The organism is uncultured Megamonas sp., assembly GCF_958438645.1.
GTDB lineage: Bacteria > Bacillota > Negativicutes > Selenomonadales > Selenomonadaceae > Megamonas.
Genome location: NZ_CAUBSM010000006.1, coordinates 85,150 through 107,722, shown reverse-complemented (window position 1 = coordinate 107,722; position 22,573 = coordinate 85,150). Strand labels below are relative to the sequence as shown.

Here is a 22,573-nt window from a genome sequence, read left to right as displayed (position 1 = left end):
AGTTGCCAGTTAAGAAAAAGCACTGAAGTATTTCAGTGCTTTTTTCTTTATATTTTATGAATAATTATTGACAACTCATTAAAATTTTTGCATAATATTTCCATAGAAAAATATTGAATTCGTCATTTTAGACTATAACTTTTTCTGTTTCTGAACAAAACAGAGGAGTTATAGTCTTTTTATTTTATAAAAATTAAAAAAATGGAGGAGCAAATTTATTTATGGAAAAACTTTTATGGAAAGAGAAATTATCTTATGGAATAGGAGCTTATGGAAAAGATTTTATTTATAATATGATAGCTGCTTTTCTGATGATTTTTTATACTGATGTAGTTGGTGTATCATTAATTTTTGTGAGTACTTTATTTTTAGTGATTCGTATTGTAGATGCTATAACTAATCCTTTTATGGGCTGGCTTGTTGATAATACAAAAACTAAATGGGGAAAATTTCGTCCTTGGATTTTAATAGGAACAATAATAAATTCTTTTGTTTTAATTCTATTATATTTAAATCCAGTAACTTTTTTACAAGGAATTTTGATAAATGTCTGGTGTATTGTTACATATCTGTTATGGAGTCTTACATATACATTGATGGACGTACCTTTTTGGGCAATGATACCGGCATTTTCAAATGATGCTAAGATTAGAAATAAAATTTCTATGTTATCTAGATTATTTGCGACTTTTGGTGGTCAAATGATGTCTACAATTGGTTTATTAGTAATCGCTTATTTAGGCGTGAATATGGGAGCTAGTGAAAGTGATGGTTATTTGAGATTTGCTGTGATTGTAGCTGTTGTATTCAATATTTGTGAAATAATATGTGTTAGAAATGTCAGTGAACATGTAGTTATAAAAAATAAAAGAGATATTAAACTTAGCGAAGTATTGAATTTCTTGAAGGAAAATGATCAATTATTAATTATTATTTTTATGACGATATTACAGCAAATTGCAGTATTTTTATGTACTGGAATGAATATTTATTTTTTCAAATATGTAGTTTGTCATGAAGAATGGTTTTCTATTTTTGGCATAGTTAATTTTGTCGTTGGCTCTATAGGTTTGATAGCTTTTCCATCTTTAGCAAATAAATTTTCACGAAAAGTAGTTTATATTTTATCTGCTATTTTATTAGTTTTAGGTTTATTGGGTATGTTTTTTGTTGGTGATGGCCACAAAGCAAGTGTTGTTTTATTTTTTAGTGTAGCTAGTTTATTTTGTTTAGGAAATGCTTTGGCTGGTGTATCAACTACAGTGATGTTAGCAGATACAGTTGATTATGGTGAATATAAATGTGGTGTTAGAAGTGAAGCAATAGTTTTTTCAGTGCAAACTTTTACAGCAAAATTTGGTTCAGCTATAGCTGGATTTATAGGAGCAATGGTTTTATCTTTAGTTGGTTATGTACCAAATGTAATGCAAACTGCAGATACGATATTCGGTCTTAGATTAATGATGTTTGTAGCATCTGCTTCATTATTTATTATTATTTTATTTATCTATCTTAAATTTTATAAATTAAATGGAAGTTTTTATCAAAATATTTTAGATGAATTAGTTATAATGCGTAAAAATAATAATTAGCAAATTGACAGAAAAAAATTTTTTTGATAATCTATTATAAGTAAATTTGCCATGAAAAAGGGCTATAGATTTTGTGGTTTCTGAGAAAAACAGCATGGTCTATAGCCCTTTTTATTTTTAGTTTTAGGAGGTTTTTTTATGAATATTGGTTGGTTAAAAATCATAGGGGCAACTTTTTTTGAATTGATGTGGGTAACTGGTTTAAAATATGCTGTATTACCTATAGAGTGGTTAGTGACAATTTTAGCTATTCTAGGTTCTAGCTATTGTTTAATTACAGCGGGAAATACACTTCCTGTAGGAACTGCTTATTCTGTATTTGTGGGATTGAGTGCAATAGGTACAATATTAATTGAATTTTTATTTTTTAATTTATCACCGACTTTTTGGCAATTATTTTTTATGTTTACGTTAATTTTAGGTATTATTGGTTTGAAGTTAATAAATGAGAAAGTAGAGAGGTAAAAAAATATGGAATGGATCTTTGTTATTATTGCAGGTTTTTTAGAAGTTTTAAGTGTTAATTATATGAATAAATGGCAAATAATCAAAAATTTAGGCTTGAAAAAATCTAGTACTTTGATTATAAAAATGATTTTGGCATTTGGCATAAGTTTATTATTATTAAATTTAGCTTTGAAAACTTTGCCTATGAGCGTTACATATGCAGTTTGGTCAGGATTTGGTTCAGTAGGTGGAGTTTTGGTGGGTATTATCCGCTATGGGGAAAGTGCAAATTGGAAACGATTAATTTGTATAGCTATGATTCTATCTTCTGTAGTAGGTTTAAAATTAGTATCATAGTGATTATTTTAAACGAGTTAATGCACGAATATGTCTAAGAAATTTGAAGTGTTGATTTATGAAATTGATGAATTTGCCTACGACCAATGCGGAAATAATTGTGCCAATACCTACACCATTTAATTCACCAAAGAATATAAATGATAAAATACAAGCTAGAATTATAAGTGTTATATCAAAATAAATTTTTATTGTCCCAAATTTTACTTTTGGTTTTTTTATGGCGATAGCCAAAGCAAGAGCACGAACGACACCTTCACCAGGAACAACAATTACATTAGGGGCTACTTCTATACAAATACCTAACGCTAAAATCATGCAACCGATGATTAAAGAAATCAATTTAATGATAAATGATTCTGGTTGAAAAAAACTTAGCCAATTCATACTTACGTCGATAAAAAAGCTAAATAGAATATTGGCAAAAACTTGTAAAAATTGAATAGGGTGAAAATCTCGGCGTAATATGATTACCTGAATGATGATGAAAAGTATATTAAAAATAAATGTAGTCATTCCAAATGTATAATCGCTAAATTCCAAACTTAAAACATAAGGAACAGAAGAAATTTGTGAAGTGCCTAAATCACTTTTGGTGATAAAGGCTATGCCAAAAGAATTTATGATAATGCCTAGAATAAAATAAAAATAACGTAAAAGTATAATTTTCAAGATTAGTCCTCCTTTAAATTATCAATAACGGTATTTAAGGTTTCTAAGAGAATTTTTTTGTTTTGGGGTGGGATGTTTTTTAAAGCTTTATCATCAACAGTAAAACAAATTTTTTTTACTTTTTGGGCCATATCTATTCCTTTTTCTGTTAGATAAATATATGATGAACGTTTATCTGTAGAATGAGTTTTGCGTGTGATTAAATCTTGTTTTTCCATACGCAATAATAAACTAGTAATAGTTGATTTATCTAAAACACAGCCATTACTTATATCTTTAGCTATAGAACCGTTATTTTCTAATAAGTATTCAAGAATTTTAGGCTGACCTGGTAAAAGATTGAGGACAGAAACTTTTTGAATAATATTTTTATTGCTATGATGGAAGCTTTTTAATAGAAGAAAATGAAGTTCGTCGGATAACATTATATCACCTCCAATTTATAATTTAGTTTGAATTCAAACTAAATTATAGGAGTTATAAAAATAAATGTCAATGAATTTAAAAGTATTTTAGTAGACATAAATACAAAGTATGGATATAATATATCAGTATTTTTAATAAGAGGTGATATATTTTGAATGAAAAAGAACAAGATTTGAATGCTTTTCAAGTGGGGAAAAAAGAGCAATATGCAGCTAGGATAATATTTTTTGTAGCTGGTTTTGGTATGTCTACTTGGGCTCCAATGATACCAATTATTAAAGAACGTTTAAATATTGGAGCAGATATACTAGGATTATTGTTATTATGTATTGGTGTAAGTTCTTTTTTAATGATGCCTATAGCTGGATTATTTGCACAGAAATTTGGTTGTAAAAAAGTTTTACGCATCATGGGTATGTGCATGGGTGTAGAAATTATAATTTTATCTATGTTACCAAATATTTATATGTATGCTATCTTTTTATTTTGTTTAGGTGCTATTGGTGGTATTTTGAATGTAAATATGAATATTCATGCTGTAGTCGTAGAAAAACTTTCTAAAAAACGCATGATGTCAGGTATGCATGCATTATGGAGTGTTGGTTGTTTTGCCGGAGCAGGATTATTTAGTATTTTAGCTAAATTAGGATTAAATATTAGTCAAATAGCAATTATACATTGTATGATTATTTTTATGATTATCTTTTTATTTAGTAGATATTTTTTACCATATAAAGGTGCTAGCAATGGAAAAGCTATTGCTATTCCTAAAGGAATTGTAACTTTATTTGGTGTTTTAGCTGTCATTTCGTTTTTAGGTGAAGGCGGTATGATGGATTGGAGTGGAGTATTTTTAACTGAGGCTAAAGGGGTGGATTTATCTTTAGCTGGTGTTGGGTATGCAGTATTTTCAGCAGCTATGCTCATTGGTCGTTTGACTGGTGATAAAGTGGTACAAAAATTAGGTGAGCAACATGTTGTTGTTTTTGGAGGTATTGTAGCAAGTATAGGTTATATAATATCTATTGTTTTTGATAATTTCTTTATTATGCAATTTGGTTTTGTTTTACTTGGTTTAGGAGCTGCAAATATTGTTCCAGTAGTATTTACATTATTAGGTAGACAAAAAGTAATGCCGATTAATGCAGCTGTAACAGCAGTGACAAGTATGGGCTATATGGGTGTAATGTTTGGTCCAGCTTTATTAGGATTTATTGCTCATGGGATTGGCATTATAGCGGTATTTTGTATTTTAGCGGGATTATTCATCATTCAAGCAATAGTATCTTCTTATGTATTTAAAGTATTGCGTTAAATAATATAAAAAACCTTGTATAGCTAGGATTTTTCTAAGTTATACAAGGTTTTATTATTATAGCTTTTTTTATTAATTTCATATAATATGGTATGTATATTGTTTAAAAAAAATAGGAAAGAAAAGAGGTTTATTTTTGATTTTATGAGTTTAGAAGATAAAAATTTAATACAGCTTCAGGTTGGTAAAAAAGAACAATATGCGGCTAGAATGGCTTTTTTTATACCAGGATTTGCCATCTCGACATGGGCACCTATGATACCGATGATTAAAGAACGTTTACATATTGAAGCTGATATTTGGGGATTATTATTATTATGTATAGGTATAAGTGCTTTTATTGTTATACCTATTGGCGGAATTTTGGGTAAAAAATTTGGTTGTAAAAAAGTTATGATGACTACAGGTTGTATTTTTGCTGTTGCTTTAGTAGCTTTATCTTGTTTACCTAATATTTGGTCATATGCTATTTGTTTAGTTTTGGTAGGAGCTATTATGGGTTGTACGGAAGTCTGCATGAATATAAACGCTGTTGTTGTAGAAAAATTATCGCAAAAACGCATGATGTCTAGTATGCATGGTTTTTGGAGTGTGGGGTGTTTTTGTAGTGCAGGCTTATTCAGTATTTTAGCTAAGATAGGACTGGATGTATTTTTTATAGCAATTATTCATTGTTTAATAATTTTAACTATTGTATTTATTTTTGGTAGATATTTTTTAGATTATAAAAGTGCTAGTAGTGAAAGTGCGATTGCTATTCCTAAGGGAATTGTAATTTTGTTTGGTATTTTAGCGGGAGTTAGTTTTTTAGGTGAAGGTGCAGTCATGGACTGGGGCGGTGTATTTTTAACAGAGGCGAAAGATGTGGAATTATCTTTGGCAGGTATTGGATATGCTGTATTTTCAGTAGCTATGCTCATTATGCGTTTAATCGGGGATAAGATAGTACAATTTTTAGGCGAAGAAAAAGCTGTAGTATTAGGAAGTAGTTTAGCTGGAATAGGATTTTTGTGGATAATCATTATAGATAATTTTTATTTAATGTTATTTGGTTTTGTTTTGCTTGGTTTAGGTGCTGCAAATATTGTACCTGTATTATATAGCTTATTGCAGTATCAAAAAGATATGCCGATAAATGCTGCTGTTACGGCTGTTACTTGTATGGGTTATACGGGCGTTATATTAGGGCCTGCTATATTGGGATTTATTGCTCAAGGAATAGGTATTGTATCTGTATTTTATTTATTAATGATTTTATTTATTATGCAGGTAGTTGTATCTAAATATGTATTTAGTAAATTAAAATAAATATAAAAAAAGATATTCTATTTAAGTTGGAATATCTTTTTTATTTGAATTTATGTTGTTTTTATGTTGATTTATGTTATTTTATGAATTATAATAAGTAAAGAAATTTGATTTTTATTTATTGTTTATTTAGAGTAAATTTTGTGAAAAAAATAACAATTAATCTAGATATTATAAATGGAGGAATTTTAATGGTTTGTAGAACAATATTAAATGAGACATCTTACTTTGGTAAAGGGGCAATAAAAGAAATTGCAAATGAAGTAATCAATCGTGGCTTGAAAAAAGTTATGTTAGTTACAGATAAAGATTTGCTTAAATTTAAAGTAGCAACAAAAGTTTGCGATATTTTAGATGAAGCTCAAATAGCTTATGAAATTTATGATAAAATAAAACCAAATCCTACAATTACAAATGTGACTGAAGGCGTTGATTTTTGTAAACAATGTGGTGCTGATGTAATTGTTGCTGTTGGCGGTGGTAGTGCTATTGATACAAGTAAGGCAATTGCAATCATAATGAAAAATCCAGAATTTGCTGATGTTAGAAGTCTAGAAGGTGCTTCACCAACTAAACATAAAGCAATGCCAATCATTGCTGTATCCACAACATCTGGTACAGCAGCAGAAGTAACTATCAATTATGTAATTACAGATGAAGAAAAAAATCGTAAATTTGTTTGTGCAGATCCTCATGATATTCCAGTAGTAGCAATTATCGATCCAGATATGACTGCATCTATGCCACCGAAACTCTGTGCAGCAACAGGAATGGACGCACTTGTTCATGCTATCGAAGGTTATATCACTAAAGGTGCATGGGAATTAACAGATATGATGCATATAAAAGCTATTGAAATCATAGCTCGTTCTTTAAGAGATTCTGTTAAAGGTGATCCAGAAGGTAGAGCACAAATGGCTTTAGGTCAATATATTGCAGGAATGGGCTTTTCTAATGTTGGCTTAGGTATAGTACATTCTATGGCTCATCCATTGAGTGCAGTATATGATATTCCACATGGTGTAGCATGTGCTATTTTATTGACACCAGTATTGAAGTTTAATGCATCATCAACAGCAGATAAATATCGTGATATCGCTGTAGCTATGGGTGTAAAAAATACAGCAGATATGAGTATAGAACAAGCTCGTCAAGCTTGTATTGAAGCTGTAGAAAAATTGAGCGTAGATGTGGGAATTCCACAGAAATTGACTCAATTAGGTGTAAAAGAAGAAGATCTTCAATTTTTGTCAGAATCCGCTTTTGTCGATGCTTGTACGCCGGGAAATCCAAGAGATGTAAGTGTAGAAGAAATTAAAGAAATTTATAAATCTATCATGTAATAAAATTTAAATTAAAAAAGATAGTTATAGGACTAAATTTTGTCGTATAACTATCTTTTTATTTTTATATTTAATTTAAGCTAGGTGAAATAGATTTTTTTGTGAAAAGATAACGAGAGTATCATTTTCTTTGAGTATAGTATCTCCATCAGGAATGATATCAACACCTTCTCTTTGAATTAAGACTACAAGAGAATCTTTTTGTATATCAATATCACGAAGTTTTTGCCCGATGAATTCATTATTAGAGTCAATGGTTATTTCATTTAGAGTGATATTATCATTACCTTGATATGTTTTAGCACAGATAATGAGAGTGTCTCCATCACGTAAAAATGTATCTCCTTTTGGCGTTATAGTAGCACCTTTTCTTAAAATAGCAGCGATTAATGTGCCAGGAATAGAGCCGATATCGCGAATTTGTTTATTAATCCATGGATGAGAATTAGTTAATTCTAAACAAGTGAAATGTATATTATTTTCATCAGTATAATCATTGAATGTTTTTAGTACATTTTCATGTTCATCAAGCATATTTAAATGTTTAGATGCTGAAGGAAGAAAGGCTCCTTGAAATAGTAAAGATAAAAGAACAACGCAAAATACTATGGAGAAAATCGAGTCATCAGCATAATTTGGAGATACAACAGCAACGATAGCAAAAACGATGGAAGCAGCACCACGAAGACCAGCCCATGACATGATTAATTGTTGATTTAGAGGAGCTTTAAAAGGAGTCAATAAGATTGCCATGGTTATTGGTCTAGCTATAAATGTAAGGAAAATAGCTATAAATAAAGCTGGAATAAAGTAATATGGCAATTTTGAAGGGAATACTAATAAACCTAATAAGAAAAAGATAAGCATTTGCATCATACCATTAAAGGCATCAAAAAAGTTTACGAGATTTTTCTTTTTAGGGATATTTTGATTACCTAAGATGATACCTGCAATATAAGTGCTTAAATAGCCATTGCCGTCAACTAACGAAGGAAGGGCATAAGCCGCTAAGGCAATAGCAACTAAGAATATAGAGTCAAAACCATTTTCGCCGAATTGAACATTTTTTAATATCCAAGAAGCGATAAAAGCTAAAGCGACACCAATGATAATTCCATAAGCAAATTGGGAAAAAATCAAATAAGAAATATCAAAAATGTTTAGACTGCTACCTATACTAGTTAATAAAAGTATAGTCAACATATAAGCACAAGGATCATTACTACCGCTTTCGATTTCTAACATAGGTGCAGTATTATATTTTAAATTTAATTTTTGTGAACGTAAGATAGAAAAGACAGAGGCGGCATCAGTAGAACTTAGTACAGCTCCGATAAGCAATCCTTCAAGTGGTGGCAAACCTAATACTAAATGACAAAATACACCAGTAAGACCAGCTGTAATGAAGACACCGATAGTACTCAGTAAAATAGCTTGAGGGGCTATAGGACGGGCGGTTTTCCATTTTGTGCCAAAGCCACCATAAAACATGATGAAAATAAGGGCTGCTGAACAGATTTTTTCAGCAAGGGAATAATCTTCAAAATGAATTTGAAATAAACCATCAGAGCCAAATAGCATACCTAGACCAATAAAGAATAATAAAGTAGGTACTCCAAAGCGAGTAGATAATTTACTTCCAATTACACAAGCAATTAAAATAATTGCACAGATTAAAAGAAATAATGTCATAAGTATAATCTATCCTTTTCATTTTATTTATATATAAAAATTATCTCAAATAATCATGAAGATGTCAAAAAAAGGCAATTTATTTTTTCATTTAGATAAAAAATAAATTGCCTTAAATCAATATGAGATTAAGATTGTTCAGGAATTAAACCATTTTGATAAGCTAGCATTAAATGATAGATATCATTTATTTGACATTGAATTTCTTCACCTAAATCAGTATCAGTCGTTGATGAATGATAATTTTGCAATTCTAGCGTGCAAGAAACAGATTCGATATCTTGATTGGCTTTTAAGGATTCTTTGATATTAGCACAAGATTGATGTTCTAAAAGACGTAAACCGCGTGAATTAGAAATTAGCGTATAACCAGCAATGCCAGTTTTTTTATGATAAGCTTTACAAAAACCGCCATCAATGATGATTAGTTTCCCATTAGCTTTTACAGGACTTTCTCCTTCTTTTACTTTGACAGGAACATGACCATTGATTATATGTCCACGTTTTGTTTTTAAGGAAAATTCTTCGAGTATCATATCGCAGATTTTTTCATCATTACAATATTTATAATAGGCATCAGAAGGTTCAATCCAAGTATCACTATCTTCGATGAACATACGTTCAAAGGTCTTAAATTCTCTACCGGAAAATGGAGAATATCTGCCACACCAGAAATAATACATTAAATCAATATTTTTTTGTTCATATAGACCAAGATAAGCTTGGCGAATGGTTTTATCGACGAAATCTAAATAATTTTTGCCGAAGTAGTAATTATTATTTATACAGATACGCATAAAACTGCCGTCATTATTTAGAGGTATACATCCGTGATAAAGTAAATTATTATTGTAAGCTTTGTAGACACTACCTTTTTGATAGAGAAAATCTATATGTTTACGTAAACGAACGCTATCTAAAAAAGCAGATTTTATATCAGATAAAACTTCAATTTCTTCTGAGGAGAGTTCATAAGGATTTTGAGGATTTATCGTAGGGAAAGAAGGGCTTTTTATAGGATAAGATATATCATTTATTTTTATATGTTTAGAAGTATAATCTATTTTATCTAATAAAAGGCGATTATCCATTTTAAAATCTGGGTTGCGTTTGATTAGTTGTCCTTCTAATTTAAAGAGAATTATAGAGATAGTTCGTTGCATAGCTATTAATAGAGTTTTATTAGGATAGAGTTTGTTTGCAAGTGAAGATAAAGAACGAAGACTGATGGCATATCCTTTTTCTAAGACAGCAGTATTATTATAAGATAGACAGTTTCGCACTACGGTCGCTATACAAGCTTCATTGCCGCACATTGCTCCCATCCATAAAATATCATGATTGCCCCATTGAATATCAACAGAATGATGTTGACGCAGCATATCTATGATAGAGTCAGGTCGTTGTCCTCGGTCATAAATATCACCGACGATATGCAAATGAGCAACAGCTAGTTTTTTGATGAATTTGGTGAAGGCGATGATAAAATCTGTGCCACTGTTAATATTGATTAAGGTATTTAAGATAGTATTAAAATATACTTCTTGGAAGGTATCATCATTTGGTCTTGCTGTGAGCAGTTCAAGAATGATGGTTTCGTATCCTTTAGGCATTAGATTTTTCAATTCTGATTGAGGATATTTATAAGACATCAATCGAGATAATCGTAATAGATATTTAAGATTTTGAGCATACCATTGAGTAGTGATTAATTTTTGCTTTTTTAAATTGAGTATTTTTTCTTTAGGATAGTAAATTAAAGTGCAAAATTCAGCTTTTTGCGAGGTGGACATTTCTTCAGAAAATAAATAGTCTACTTTTTCTTTGATGACGCCAGAGCAATTATTGAGGATATGAAAAAAAGATTCGTATTCTCCATGCAAATCACTCATAAAATGTTCTGTAGGACGTGCTAAATTTAAAATAGCCTTTAATCGAATTAATTCTGTTACAACAGATTGACGATTGGGATATTTTTCTGATAATAGATATAAATATTTATATTTTTGTTTATTTTTGTCCACAGTAATACTCCTTTATATAGAATGTGATAATAGTATTATATAATATTTTCATTTTTATGAAAATAAAGTTTTTTTAGTATACGTTTACTAAAATAAAGAAATAGTAATTGCGGAATAATTAAGAAAATCTTATAATAGAATAGTTAATATTTAAATGAATTTGAATGATGTGAGGGATAATAATTGGGAAATGGAGATAAAAAGAATAAAAACCGCTATATTAAATATATTTTGGTATTAATAGTAGTTTTTGTTTTATCCGGTATGGTGGGAGCTTTTTTTGCTAATGCTTTAGTTGATAATAAACCAGACTATGATAATGACAAAAAGGGAATGTTGGTAGCAAAAGATAAAGCAACGGTAATGATTATGGGTGTAGATGAGCGTGAAGATGATGTAGGTAGAAGCGATACCTTGATGATTGCTACATTAGATCCAGAAAAAAATCAAGCTGCAATATTATCTGTGCCACGTGATACGCGTGTAAAAATTCGAGGATATGGTTTTGATAAAATTAATGCGGCATATGCTTATGGCGGTAGGAAATTAACGCAAGAAACTATTGAAAATTTATTAAATACACATATCGATCATTATATAAAAATCAATGTACATGGTTTTACCAAAATTATTGATGCTTTAGGTGGTATAGATATTGATGTAGAAAAACGTATGTATTATGAAGATCCATGGGATGATGATGGTGGTTTATATATTGATCTTCAGCCAGGTATGCAACACATGGATGGAAAAACTGCTATAACATATGTACGTTATCGCGATGAAGAGGGCGATATAGGTCGTATTAAACGTCAGCAGAATTTTATGAAAGCTGTAATGGATAAATTAGTATCTCCAACAATTATTCCTAAATTGCCATCAATTGTATCAGCAGTTTCTGATTCAGTTGAAACAGATATGTCTGTTAGTGAATTATTGTCTTTTTTAGGAACACTTCAAGAAGCAAAAGACAATGGTCTAAAATCTGACATGGTTCCAGGAAAACCTGTATATATTGAAGGTGTAAGTTATTGGATACCAGATATTAGTAAAACACGACAGATTTTGGCTAATACATTAGGTATAAAAATAGATAATACAATTACTACATCTATACATGAAGATAATATGGAATATCAAGAATCTATTCCTAAAAATGCTGTAGAAGTAACACAAGAAGAACGTATAAAACGAGAAATTGCTCAAGAACGTGAAGAAAGATTGCATAGAAATCATGAAATGCAAGAAGAAAGAAGTACACGAAGATCAAGAACAGATACTCCAGTAGAAAATGATAGTCCTCGTATAGAAAATGATAGACAAGAAGAGGTAGAACAGCCTAGAACAAAAGCTCCTGTAGAAAGTAAACCAAAGGAAATAACTCCTCAATCACCAACAAGAGAAGTGCCTACTTCGGATATGAATACTACAGGTAAATCGTAAATAAAAAATACCGCAAATAGATTTTTACTCTATTTGCGGTATTTTTATTTTAACGAAATAATAAATTTAAAATTATTGTTAAGATAATACTAATTAAAATAGAACTACCTAAAGGGAAATAAACGCCCCAATTATTTCCTTCCCATTTAAAATCAAAAGGAAGTTTTCCTAGTGGTAAAATTTTTCCACCAAAATGGATTAATAAGCCAATAATAACGAGGGCAATTCCTATATAGATGAATATTTTTCCCATATCATACATAGTAGAATTTCCTTTTATTTTAAGAATTAATTATCGTCTTCTTTAATTTCAAAAGCAGCAAGAGCAGCCACTTTATCATTATTATCCATATTCATCATTTTTACGCCCTGAGTATTTCTACCAATTACAGAAACTTCTTCAATATTTGAGCGGATAACAATACCTTCGGTGGAGATTAACATAAATTCTTGTTGTCCATCAACAACTTTTATGCCAATTACAAAACCTGTTTTTTCAGTGACTTTAATGTTGATGATACCAATGCCACCGCGAGTTTGTGTACGGTATTCAGATGTAGCAGTGCGTTTACCAAAGCCGTGTTCAGTAACGGTCAATACTTCACAATCTTCACGGATATTATCCATGCCGATTACTGTATCTTCACCTTTTAATTTTATGCCGATAACACCACGAGCAGTTCTGCCCATAGGGCGAACATCTTGTTCATTAAAGCAAATAGACATACCATCACGAGTACCGATGATGATTTGGCGATTACCGTCAGTTAATTTTACGCCGATTAATTCATCATTTTCTTTTAAAGAAAGTGCGATAAGACCTGTCTTTTTGCGATTAGTATCAAATTCACTAAGACCTGTCTTTTTAACAATACCTTGACGAGTAGCCATGAATAAATATCTATCTTTAGAGAATTCTTTAATAGGTATAATGGCAGTGATTGTTTCTTCTTTAGCCAATGGCAAGAGATTGACAATAGCAGTTCCTTTTGCTGTTCTACCAGATTCAGGAATTTCATATCCTTTTAACTGGTATACAAGTCCCTTATTAGTAAAGAATAAGATAGTATCATGAGTGCAAGAGATGATCATATTTTCTACATAATCTTCTTCTTTTGTACCCATACCAGTGACACCACGACCTCCACGTTTTTGATTGCGGTACGTAGTTACAGGAATGCGTTTGATGTAATTATTATGAGTTAAAGTAATAACTACATCTTCTTTAGCGATGAGGTCTGCAATATCCATATCAGAGCTATCATCTGTGATTTGAGTGCGACGAGCATCACCAAATTTAGCTTTAACGGCAGAAAGTTCGTCTTTGATAATATCTAAGATTTTCTGTTCATCAGCTAAGATATTTTGTAAATCAGAGATATAATCTAAGATTTCAAGATATTCATTTTCAATTTTTTCGCGTTCAAGACCTGTTAAACGTTGTAATCTTAAATCTAAGATTGCTTGAGCTTGTTTTTCAGTGAGTGTATAATCGCTCATTAAGACTTCTTTAGCACTATCGCCATTTTTAGAATCGCGAATTGTTTTAATAATTGGATCTAAATGGTCAAGTGCAATAGTTAAGCCTTCTAAGATATGAGCACGAGCTTGAGCTTTTGTGAGTTCATACTGTGTACGACGGCGAATAACATCTTCTTGATGTTTGATATAGTAGTGTAAAACTTGTTTTAAATTGAGAATGCGAGGTCTGCCTTCAACTAGAGCAAGCATGATTACACCGAAAGTTTCTTGCAATTGAGTATGTTGATATAATTGATTTAAAATAACTTCTGGATTTGCATCACGGCGTAAATCAATTACAATGCTCATACCGTTGCGGTCTGATTCATCATTTAGATCTGTAATACCATCAATTGTTTTATCACGAACAAGTTCAGCAATGCGTTCTACAAGACGAGCTTTATTTACTTGATATGGTAATTCAGTTACAGTGATACGTGGTTTGCCATTTGGTAAAGTTGTGATTTCTGTGCAAGCACGCATTTTTACAGCACCACGACCAGTTTTATAAGCTGAAATAATGCCATCACGACCCATGATCATTGCTCCAGTTGGGAAATCTGGACCTTTGATAGTTTGCATTAATTTATCAATAGTAATTTCTGGGTTATCAATCATCTGTAAAACGCCATCAATTACTTCAGTCAAATTATGTGGCGGTATATTAGTTGCCATACCAACGGCAATACCTGAAGAACCATTGACTAAGAGATTTGGGATTTTGGAAGGTAATACAGCTGGTTCTTGTAGGGATTCATCATAGTTTGGTGTGAAATCTACAGTTTTTTTATCGATGTCTTGGAGCATTAATTCTGCAATTTTTGACATACGAACTTCTGTATAACGCATAGCAGCAGCAGAGTCACCATCAATGGAACCAAAGTTCCCATGACCATCTGCTAATACATAACGACAAGAAAAGTCTTGAGCCATACGAACAATGGCATCATAAACGGAAGTATCACCATGTGGATGATATTTACCTAATACTTCCCCGACGATACGTGCGGATTTTTTGTATGGTTTATTAGAGCCCATACCAGCTTCTTGCATAGCATATAAAATACGACGATGAACAGGTTTTAAACCATCACGAACATCGGGTAAGGCACGCATAACGATTACACTCATAGCATAATCAATATACGAATTTTTCATTTCATCTTCAAGATTTACAGGGAGAATTTTTCCTGTATTTGTAGCTTCTGTCACATTCTCACCTCAATTTTAATCTACGGTCAAAATATGACCGAAATAACATATTACGACAATCATCTTAACTAATATATTTTATCATTTTTAGCGAAAAAAGTCCATGATATAAGGCTTTGACGCTATATGGGTTAAAAAAATCAGTTGTTAAATAATGAATTTAGATAACAACTGATAAAAATTTTTATAAATTTTTTAATGCTTCTTTATAACGAGAAGAAACTCTATGAGAATCTCTTATTTTTTGACAAGTCATTTTAAAAACATCTTTAGATAATGACTGTATTTGCAAAAATTTTAAGCCTTTGTCTGGGTAATACGAAAAATATTTACTAAATGCCCAAGCTTTAGCCATATTTACACTATAAGAAATATCTTTTGTATTATAGACTAATTGAAGTGCATCATCAGCAAAATCTTCTGTTAAGTAGTAGTCTAACAACATTACGATGGCAAAACGCAGTTCATATTCATTAGGGCTATTTAAATAATTTTTTATAAAAGATAGATATAAATTTTTATCTTTAGTTTTCAATTGGAAACTGGCACAAAAACTATCGCAAATAGACCAATTATTTATTTTAGGCAAGAATTTTTGAATTAATTTTTGTTTTGCATTTACATTAATAGGAGCATAAGCAATGACAAAGCCTTCAAGCATGATTTGCTCAAAATATTCATCTGTATTTTGAGTTAAAAACTTTTGCCAATTATTTTTTACTAGCTTTTTAGCAATTTTACGCAATTGTGGCAAGCGTATACCGATGATTTTTATATTTTCTCTATCAATATTTTTAGGCAATAATTTTTGTACAAATTGAGCATATTTTTTATCTTGATAAGAGAATAATATTTGTAAAATATCGTTATTTTTCTGCATAAAAAACTAAGCTTCAATTACATGAGTATATAAAAATCCTTCACGCATACCAGCATCTTTATAAGTTATGGCTGTAGCATTGATTAAATTTGCAATTTCATTAGCTATGACCATACCAGGAATAATAGTATGCAGACGGTCAGGCACTGTTTTTAATAGAGTAGTTATATCTTTATCTGTTAATTTATGACCACGAGTGAAATGAGTAATCATTTCAGGAATTTTGTCAGCAGGTATAGTTTCATTTATATCATCTTGAGCGTACATTTCATTATATAAAGCTCTAGCTCCTTTACAAGTACCGCCAATACCACAGATTTCAGCATGGGAAATATCTTTAAATTCTGGTGCTGTATCAATAATAGCATGAACTTCTTTTATCATTTGTGCGATTTCTTCTTCGCTAGGTAAAAAGTCAGTCGCATATTTTGTATGGAGAGCTAAAGAGCCGATAGGTAAGCTAGTTTTTTGGATAATTTTATTGTCAGCAAAACGAATGAGTTCTGTACTAGCACCACCGATATCAATGATAAAACCATCATGATAATCAAGTTCATGTGTAGCAGCGATAAAATCATAAGTTGCTTCCTTATCACCAGAGATGATATGCAAATCAATACCAGTGCGAGCAATGATTTCAGCAACAGCTTCTTTACTATTTTTAGCATTGCGAAGTGCAGCTGTAGTAAAAGCACTTACATTTTCAATATTAAAAGAAGTCAAGAAGGATTTAAAACTATTTAAAATCTCGCAAGCTTTATCAATACCAGCTTGTTCCATGATATTATCCTTGACATAACTTGCTAAACCTACAGTATATTTGCGTTTATGAATAAGATTTAACTTATTATCCAAGATTTCATAAATAGCCATACGAATAGTAGTAGAACCAATGTCAATAACTGCATATAACATAAAAATATACCCTCCCAAAAGTTAGTATTCATTTTTCTTTTAAATAAAAGAAAAACGAATCAAAAAGAAAATTTACCCGCAATATTGATTTTACTTTGACAAAGATAAAACTATGTCTACAACGCTCTAAACTCGCTTCGCTCAAACAGTAGGACTAAAACCGTATCCATAGTTTTATCTTTGTCAATAGCTTTCAGCTACCGTAAAAGTCTGTTAATGAGGGAAAGTTTGGTATTATATTAATAATACGTAATATTTATTTTCCGCATTATAAATTTTTAGTGGTAACCTTTAGGTTATTGAAAATAATTATCGCTGAATACGGTTTTAGTCTGAATGTCTGAGCGAAGCGAGTTTCTAAGCGTTGTATGAAGCGATAATTATTTTCAAAACTAAAAATTTATCTGCGGTGATTTCTTTGGTTCGTTTCTTTGTCACCAAAGAAATGAACAATTTATTTGAGTAAATCAATTACTTGTTTTCCGATTAATACGATGGACATGATGATGAATAATGTTTTTACATATGTAGCACCTTTGGCAATGGCCATGCGAGCTCCGCAGAAGGCCCCAACCATCATGGCAAGTCCCATGGGAATGGCATAAGCGAAATCAACAATGCCAGAGCTGATGAAAAATAATGCACCAGCGATATTACTAGCGAAGTTTAAACCACGGGCATTAGCAGCAGCACCGATAAAGTCAAAACCAATCCAAAGAAATGCAAATAATAAAAATGTACCAGTGCCAGGGCCGAAAAACCCATCATAAAAGCCAAAAATAAATGCAGCAATAGCGCTTAGTATCCACATTTTTTGACTCATACCATTAAAAGTAGCGACTTGACCAAATTCTTTTTTTGTCAAAGTATAGATAGTTACCGCTACAAGTAAAATGATAATTAAGGGACGAAGAAAGTCAGAAGGAATTAATTTTAAAATACTAGCACCACAGATTGAGCCAATAAAAGAAAGTGGTAGTAAATATTTTATAGTAGAAAAATCTACTCTACCAGAGCGAACAAAAGAGGCAAAACCGATTGTAGCACCCATAGAAGCAGACACTTTATTCGTAGCTATAGCTGTAACGGGAGGCATGCCAGTAAATAAAAGTGCAGGTAAAGAAATAAGACCACCACCGCCAACTACAGTATCGATAAAAGCTGCGATAAATCCAGTAACAATTAGAAATAAACACATATAGATATTAATATCTTCCATCAAAACATCCTTTCTGATTTTAAATTTATATTTATATAAATTAAGTTAATTAATAATATATTGTATCATATATTTTATTTGATAAAATATATCTTTATAATTAATTTTAATGATTAAATAAAAAAGTCAGTTTTAGTTTTTACTAAAACTGACTTTTATCTTAATCTTTGTTACTAGAAGTGTTAATACCAGCACCAGTTATTGGAATGATAACACGGTAATTGTCTGGTTTTCCTTTTTTGAAATATTTTAAAGCACCAGCAACGGAAGCGGCAGCAGTTGGTTCAATATAGATACCTTTTCTACCTACTTGATGTTGAGCTTCGATGATTTCTTCATCATCAACAGTGAGAACTTCACCATTACTGCGAGTAATAGCCATGAGCATTTCTTTTAGACGCATTGGTTTTTCAACACGAATGGAATCAGCGATGGTATAACTTACTTTAGATGGTTTGCGTTTTTTCTTAAAGGCATCATATAAAGGACTGCAATTTTCACTTTGAATGGCAATGAATTTTGGTAGACGACCAATTTCTTCAAATCCATAATAAAGACCGAGTAGCATTGTACCATTACCGACAGGAAGGAAAATATATTCAGGTACATGGTTATTTAATTCATGATAAATTTCATAAGCTAAGGATTTTATGCCTTCAAAGAATAATGGATTATAAACATGAGATGCATAATATGTTTTTGTTTTTATAGCTTCCTTTTGGGCTGTCTTTGCCGCAGTATCACGATTACCGATAACAAGGCGAATTTGAGCACCATATGTTTCAATTTGATTTAATTTACCTGCAGCAATATTTTCAGGTACATAAGCAGTACATTTTATATTAGCAGCAGCAGCATAAGCAGCGATAGCAGAAGCAGCATTTCCTGAAGAGTCTTCGATTATGTGTTTAATGCCTAGATCCTTAAGTATACTAATCATTGTTTTGGCACCACGGGCTTTAAATGAACCAGTTGGATTTAGATTTTCCATTTTAAAGAAAAATTCTTGTTTGCCAAATTTTATAGGTATCAAAGGAGTTTCGATTTCACCGATAGATACTTCTGGGATTACAGGATCAGAAGCGTTTTTATATAATCTAAATAAACCTCCACAAGAACAATGGTAAGAAGTTGAATTTAATGGATATTCTTTTTTACATTTTTCACAATAAAAATGCATACAAATCATCTCCTAAAAAAATAATTTCATAAAAATAAAATAGAATACGATTTCTTTAATAAAAATAAAGAAATATTATAAATATATTAATATTTAATAAATTTACGTGCTAATATGTATTTATTATGTATAAAAGATTTTCAAACTATATTATATAAATATATATTCTATGGCATGAAATATTTTTCCTTTTAAATAATGATTAATTTATTTAAAAGATGGATAAAAATATAGAAAAATTTTTATCCATATCAATAATACTAAGAAGGGAAAATGATAAAAAAAGATAAAAAAGGCTTGATTTATAGGCTTTTTTAGGCAGTGAAAACTTTTTTTAAATTTTTTATAAAAAATTTAAAAAAAGGTGTTGACATTTCTTTCTAAAGGTCATATAATAATACATGTTCTCACGAGGAACAAGTGAGGAACGGGGCATGGCTCAGTTTGGTAGAGCACCTGGCTTGGGACCAGGGGGTCGCAGGTTCGAATCCTGCTGCTCCGACCATTAGAAATGATAGGAAGCGAAAGCTTCCTTTTTTTGTTTATTAGCGAAGGCAGGAGCTTTCGCTTTTTTTATAAATAAATTTAATATTGAGGTATACATAATGTCAAATGAAGTAGTAGTAAAAAAATCTTATCTACAAGTAATTTTATTAGCCATGGGTCATTTTTTCAATGATTTTTATTGTAATTTTTTACCTATATTATTGCCAATTTTAATACCTAAATTAGGTTTATCACTTACTTTGAGTGGGGCATTAGTTATGGTCATGTCTTTATCAGCTAATGTTTTACAACCTGTTTTTGGTTATTTTATGGATAAATATAATTTTAATAAAATTATGCCGTTGATTATTCCTTTTGGTGCAGTATTTATCTGCCTTACTAATTGGGCGAATAACTTTATTGTATTGGCTATATTAATTGGTCTTAGTGGATTGGCTGTTTCTACTTTTCATCCAATGGGAGCAGGTCTAGTGAGTAAAGTCGCACCTGAAGGAAAAATATCGACATGTATTTCTTTATTTGTAGCAGGTGGCAGTTTTGGTTTTGCATTAGCACCTATTTTATTAGTTTATTTTATGCAGATGTACAGTTTAGCTTATTTACCTATATTGATCATACCTGCAATTATCTTAGGTGTATTAATGTATAGTTCGGGATTATCAAAGGCTCGTTTTGTTAATGAACAAGTGGCTAAAAATATGCATTTTAATTTAATTCAAATTTTGAAGAATAAACCATTGATGTTATTAAATGTATCCATGGGCCTTAGGGCTTGGTTATTTACCGCATTAACTACATTTTTACCACTATGGGCGATAGAAAAGGGTTGTGATAATACTTCAAGTGGTTGGATTTTAACAATATATTTATGTGGTTCTGTCTTAGGTGGTTTAATAGGTGGAGCTTTAAATGATAAAATCGGTTATAAAAGAGTAATTTTGTGGGCGTTGATATTTACATTAATACCTACAATGTATTTTTTGTTTGTACAGCAAATAAATATATTGGTATATATTGCTTTATTTATTGGTGGTGGCTTAGTTATGGCAGCAAATCCTGGAGCTATAGTTTGGGGACAGGATTTATTACCAGATAATCCAGGTATGGCTTCTGGTATGATGCTTGGTCTATCTTTTGGTCTTGGTGGTTTTGGTACAATGCTTACTGGTTCACTCGCTGAAAGCTTGGGACTTACCATGGCTTTAGCATTAACTGCAATACTATTAATTATAAGTATTGTATTAGTGTATTTAACTCCAGAAAAAAGAAAAGTTATAAGTTAATATCTTTATAAAAATATATAATAAAAAGGCAAGTAATCTATAAAATAGTTACTTGCCTTTATTATTTTTTCTATTATAATGTGGTTAAAATAAATTCACCTGTACCATTTAAAATATATTCGCCCATATTAGCAGGGATAAATACGCTTTCACCTTTAGCGATAGTAAAACTATCTTTGCCGTAAGTCAATGCGATTTGTCCATCTAGAACTAAGATAGAATGGAAACTATCTGATTTAGCATTCAATGAACAATTGCCATGTAATTTAAAATGACTGACATTGAATAAATCACATTGTGCAAGTATTGTTAAATCATAGTCTGCAAAAGTTGTAAGTTTGGCAATAGGTTCAGGTTTTCTAGTTGGTGGTTCAAGTTTAGTAACAGCAAGTGCTTTTTCAATGTGAAGTTCACGAGGTTTACCATCTTTACCAATACGACCATAATCATAAACACGATAAGTAGAGTTGGAACTTTGTTGGATTTCAGCGATTAATGCTCCAGCACCAATAGCATGAAGTGTACCTGCTTCGATGAAAAATACATCACCTTTTTTTATGGGCACTTGGTTGCAAACTTCAAGAAGTGTATTATCTTTGATGCGACGTTCAAATTCTTGGTGGGATATTTCATGAGTAAATCCATAGATTAAAGTAGCATCTGGAGTTGCATCCATTACATACCACATTTCAGTTTTACCGGATTCGCCTTCATGTAAAAGAGCATATTTATCATCTGGATGAACTTGTACAGATAAACTTTGTTTAGCATCGATGAATTTGATTAGAATAGGAAAGTCTTTATCTTTAGGAGCTTTTGTACCTATTACATCTTTGCCAACAGTTTTTATATATTGGGCTAAAGTCTTACCAGAAAATTCGCCATTACTGATAATGCTTTCTCCATCGTGATGGCAAGATAATTCCCAACTTTCAGCTACAGGATCAATATCTGTTTGTTTATTGAATTCATCACGTAATCTAGTTCCGCCCCATAAGTAGTCTTTAAAAGCTGCATTTAATTTTAATGGATAAAGCATTATATCAAATCCTTTCAATTCAATTTTGATTTTTGTTTTAAGATTTTAATAAGAAAAATACTAATTTTATCTTAACATTAATTTTATATTTGTCTATAAGAATTTATGTTGATTTTTGTATTGTCTAGAAATTCTGTATAATATCTTTTGCTTTACATATATTTTTTAGTGTGTTAGGATATAAATAATATTTTTAGT

General features: G+C 30.9%; 19 protein-coding genes and 1 tRNA gene. 9 read left to right on the top strand and 11 right to left on the bottom strand.

The window, feature by feature from the left end:
* The first annotated feature begins 221 nt into the window (after positions 1 to 221).
* The 3 genes from Q5I67_RS06660 (at position 222) to Q5I67_RS06650 (ending at position 2,396) form a co-directional block, all read left to right on the top strand.
* Positions 222 to 1,592 (top strand): glycoside-pentoside-hexuronide (GPH):cation symporter, encoded by a 1,371-nt coding sequence (locus tag Q5I67_RS06660; RefSeq protein WP_302486794.1) that lies wholly within the window; start codon positions 222 to 224, stop codon positions 1,590 to 1,592.
* 138 nt (positions 1,593 to 1,730) lie between these two features.
* Complete coding sequence (locus tag Q5I67_RS06655; protein ID WP_302486793.1) at positions 1,731 to 2,057, top strand: multidrug efflux SMR transporter; 327 nt, start codon at positions 1,731 to 1,733, stop codon at positions 2,055 to 2,057.
* Between the two features lie 6 nt (positions 2,058 to 2,063).
* The gene (locus Q5I67_RS06650) at positions 2,064 to 2,396 is read left to right on the top strand and encodes a multidrug efflux SMR transporter (RefSeq protein ID WP_302486792.1); all 333 of its coding nucleotides are present in this window, start codon (positions 2,064 to 2,066) and stop codon (positions 2,394 to 2,396) included.
* A 3-nt stretch (positions 2,397 to 2,399) separates the two neighbouring features.
* On the opposite strand, the gene Q5I67_RS06645 is transcribed toward Q5I67_RS06650, so the two are convergent.
* Positions 2,400 to 3,068, bottom strand: a complete 669-nt coding sequence (locus tag Q5I67_RS06645; RefSeq protein WP_296895977.1) for a YitT family protein — start codon at positions 3,066 to 3,068, stop codon at positions 2,400 to 2,402.
* 2 nt (positions 3,069 to 3,070) lie between these two features.
* Positions 3,071 to 3,493 carry a MarR family winged helix-turn-helix transcriptional regulator gene (locus Q5I67_RS06640; protein WP_302486791.1) on the bottom strand — a complete coding sequence of 141 codons (423 nt, stop codon included), beginning with the start codon at positions 3,491 to 3,493 and terminating at the stop codon, positions 3,071 to 3,073.
* Between the two features lie 152 nt (positions 3,494 to 3,645).
* On the opposite strand from Q5I67_RS06640, the gene Q5I67_RS06635 reads away from it, so the two are divergent.
* The 3 genes from Q5I67_RS06635 (at position 3,646) to fucO (ending at position 7,460) form a co-directional block, all read left to right on the top strand.
* Positions 3,646 to 4,809: an MFS transporter gene (locus tag Q5I67_RS06635; protein WP_302486790.1), complete on the top strand. Its 1,164-nt coding sequence runs from the start codon at positions 3,646 to 3,648 to the stop codon at positions 4,807 to 4,809.
* 144 nt (positions 4,810 to 4,953) lie between these two features.
* Positions 4,954 to 6,117, top strand: a complete 1,164-nt coding sequence (locus tag Q5I67_RS06630; protein WP_302486789.1) for an MFS transporter — start codon at positions 4,954 to 4,956, stop codon at positions 6,115 to 6,117.
* 191 nt (positions 6,118 to 6,308) lie between these two features.
* On the top strand, positions 6,309 to 7,460 hold the full coding sequence (gene fucO, locus Q5I67_RS06625) for a lactaldehyde reductase (RefSeq protein WP_302486788.1): 1,152 nt from the start codon (positions 6,309 to 6,311) through the stop codon (positions 7,458 to 7,460).
* A 75-nt stretch (positions 7,461 to 7,535) separates the two neighbouring features.
* Here fucO and Q5I67_RS06620 read toward each other — a convergent pair whose 3' ends face one another.
* The gene (locus Q5I67_RS06620; RefSeq protein ID WP_296895967.1) at positions 7,536 to 9,152 is read right to left on the bottom strand and encodes a potassium/proton antiporter; all 1,617 of its coding nucleotides are present in this window, start codon (positions 9,150 to 9,152) and stop codon (positions 7,536 to 7,538) included.
* Positions 9,153 to 9,280: 128 nt separating this feature from the next.
* Complete coding sequence (locus Q5I67_RS06615) at positions 9,281 to 11,176, bottom strand: fructose-1,6-bisphosphatase (protein ID WP_302486787.1); 1,896 nt, start codon at positions 11,174 to 11,176, stop codon at positions 9,281 to 9,283.
* A gap of 183 nt (positions 11,177 to 11,359) precedes the next feature.
* On the opposite strand from Q5I67_RS06615, the gene Q5I67_RS06610 reads away from it, so the two are divergent.
* On the top strand, positions 11,360 to 12,619 hold the full coding sequence (locus tag Q5I67_RS06610) for an LCP family protein (RefSeq protein ID WP_302486786.1): 1,260 nt from the start codon (positions 11,360 to 11,362) through the stop codon (positions 12,617 to 12,619).
* Between the two features lie 49 nt (positions 12,620 to 12,668).
* On the opposite strand, the gene Q5I67_RS06605 is transcribed toward Q5I67_RS06610, so the two are convergent.
* From Q5I67_RS06605 to Q5I67_RS06580, 6 genes are all read right to left on the bottom strand, one after another.
* Complete coding sequence (locus Q5I67_RS06605; RefSeq protein WP_302486785.1) at positions 12,669 to 12,881, bottom strand: DUF2905 domain-containing protein; 213 nt, start codon at positions 12,879 to 12,881, stop codon at positions 12,669 to 12,671.
* 26 nt (positions 12,882 to 12,907) lie between these two features.
* Positions 12,908 to 15,352, bottom strand: a complete 2,445-nt coding sequence (gyrA, locus tag Q5I67_RS06600; protein WP_302486784.1) for a DNA gyrase subunit A — start codon at positions 15,350 to 15,352, stop codon at positions 12,908 to 12,910.
* Positions 15,353 to 15,536: 184 nt separating this feature from the next.
* Positions 15,537 to 16,232, bottom strand: a complete 696-nt coding sequence (locus tag Q5I67_RS06595; protein ID WP_302486783.1) for a DNA alkylation repair protein — start codon at positions 16,230 to 16,232, stop codon at positions 15,537 to 15,539.
* Positions 16,233 to 16,238: 6 nt separating this feature from the next.
* Positions 16,239 to 17,147 carry an exopolyphosphatase gene (locus Q5I67_RS06590; RefSeq protein WP_302486782.1) on the bottom strand — a complete coding sequence of 303 codons (909 nt, stop codon included), beginning with the start codon at positions 17,145 to 17,147 and terminating at the stop codon, positions 16,239 to 16,241.
* A 454-nt stretch (positions 17,148 to 17,601) separates the two neighbouring features.
* On the bottom strand, positions 17,602 to 18,366 hold the full coding sequence (locus tag Q5I67_RS06585; protein ID WP_302486781.1) for a TSUP family transporter: 765 nt from the start codon (positions 18,364 to 18,366) through the stop codon (positions 17,602 to 17,604).
* A 160-nt stretch (positions 18,367 to 18,526) separates the two neighbouring features.
* The gene (locus tag Q5I67_RS06580) at positions 18,527 to 19,546 is read right to left on the bottom strand and encodes a pyridoxal-phosphate dependent enzyme (RefSeq protein WP_302486780.1); all 1,020 of its coding nucleotides are present in this window, start codon (positions 19,544 to 19,546) and stop codon (positions 18,527 to 18,529) included.
* A 428-nt stretch (positions 19,547 to 19,974) separates the two neighbouring features.
* Between Q5I67_RS06580 and Q5I67_RS06575 the strand changes: the two genes are divergently transcribed.
* Together Q5I67_RS06575 and Q5I67_RS06570 are read left to right on the top strand one after the other, a co-directional pair.
* A tRNA-Pro gene (locus Q5I67_RS06575) sits at positions 19,975 to 20,051 on the top strand.
* A gap of 100 nt (positions 20,052 to 20,151) precedes the next feature.
* Positions 20,152 to 21,336 (top strand): MFS transporter, encoded by a 1,185-nt coding sequence (locus Q5I67_RS06570; protein ID WP_302486779.1) that lies wholly within the window; start codon positions 20,152 to 20,154, stop codon positions 21,334 to 21,336.
* A gap of 73 nt (positions 21,337 to 21,409) precedes the next feature.
* Here the strand turns inward: Q5I67_RS06570 and Q5I67_RS06565 are convergent, their stop codons facing one another.
* On the bottom strand, positions 21,410 to 22,375 hold the full coding sequence (locus Q5I67_RS06565; RefSeq protein WP_296895758.1) for a type I phosphomannose isomerase catalytic subunit: 966 nt from the start codon (positions 22,373 to 22,375) through the stop codon (positions 21,410 to 21,412).
* Between the last annotated feature and the right edge of the window lie 198 nt (positions 22,376 to 22,573).

Coding starts and splice junctions, on each gene's coding strand:
- Q5I67_RS06660 (WP_302486794.1), top strand. CDS start 222: ATGGAAAAACTTTTATGGAAAGAGAAATTATCTTATGGAATAGGAGCT.
- Q5I67_RS06655 (WP_302486793.1), top strand. CDS start 1,731: ATGAATATTGGTTGGTTAAAAATCATAGGGGCAACTTTTTTTGAATTG.
- Q5I67_RS06650 (WP_302486792.1), top strand. CDS start 2,064: ATGGAATGGATCTTTGTTATTATTGCAGGTTTTTTAGAAGTTTTAAGT.
- Q5I67_RS06640 (WP_302486791.1), bottom strand. CDS start 3,493: ATGTTATCCGACGAACTTCATTTTCTTCTATTAAAAAGCTTCCATCAT.
- Q5I67_RS06630 (WP_302486789.1), top strand. CDS start 4,954: ATGAGTTTAGAAGATAAAAATTTAATACAGCTTCAGGTTGGTAAAAAA.
- fucO (WP_302486788.1), top strand. CDS start 6,309: ATGGTTTGTAGAACAATATTAAATGAGACATCTTACTTTGGTAAAGGG.
- Q5I67_RS06620 (WP_296895967.1), bottom strand. CDS start 9,152: ATGACATTATTTCTTTTAATCTGTGCAATTATTTTAATTGCTTGTGTA.
- Q5I67_RS06605 (WP_302486785.1), bottom strand. CDS start 12,881: ATGTATGATATGGGAAAAATATTCATCTATATAGGAATTGCCCTCGTT.
- Q5I67_RS06595 (WP_302486783.1), bottom strand. CDS start 16,232: ATGCAGAAAAATAACGATATTTTACAAATATTATTCTCTTATCAAGAT.
- Q5I67_RS06590 (WP_302486782.1), bottom strand. CDS start 17,147: ATGTTATATGCAGTTATTGACATTGGTTCTACTACTATTCGTATGGCT.
- Q5I67_RS06585 (WP_302486781.1), bottom strand. CDS start 18,366: ATGGAAGATATTAATATCTATATGTGTTTATTTCTAATTGTTACTGGA.
- Q5I67_RS06580 (WP_302486780.1), bottom strand. CDS start 19,546: ATGCATTTTTATTGTGAAAAATGTAAAAAAGAATATCCATTAAATTCA.
- Q5I67_RS06570 (WP_302486779.1), top strand. CDS start 20,152: ATGTCAAATGAAGTAGTAGTAAAAAAATCTTATCTACAAGTAATTTTA.
- Q5I67_RS06565 (WP_296895758.1), bottom strand. CDS start 22,375: ATGCTTTATCCATTAAAATTAAATGCAGCTTTTAAAGACTACTTATGG.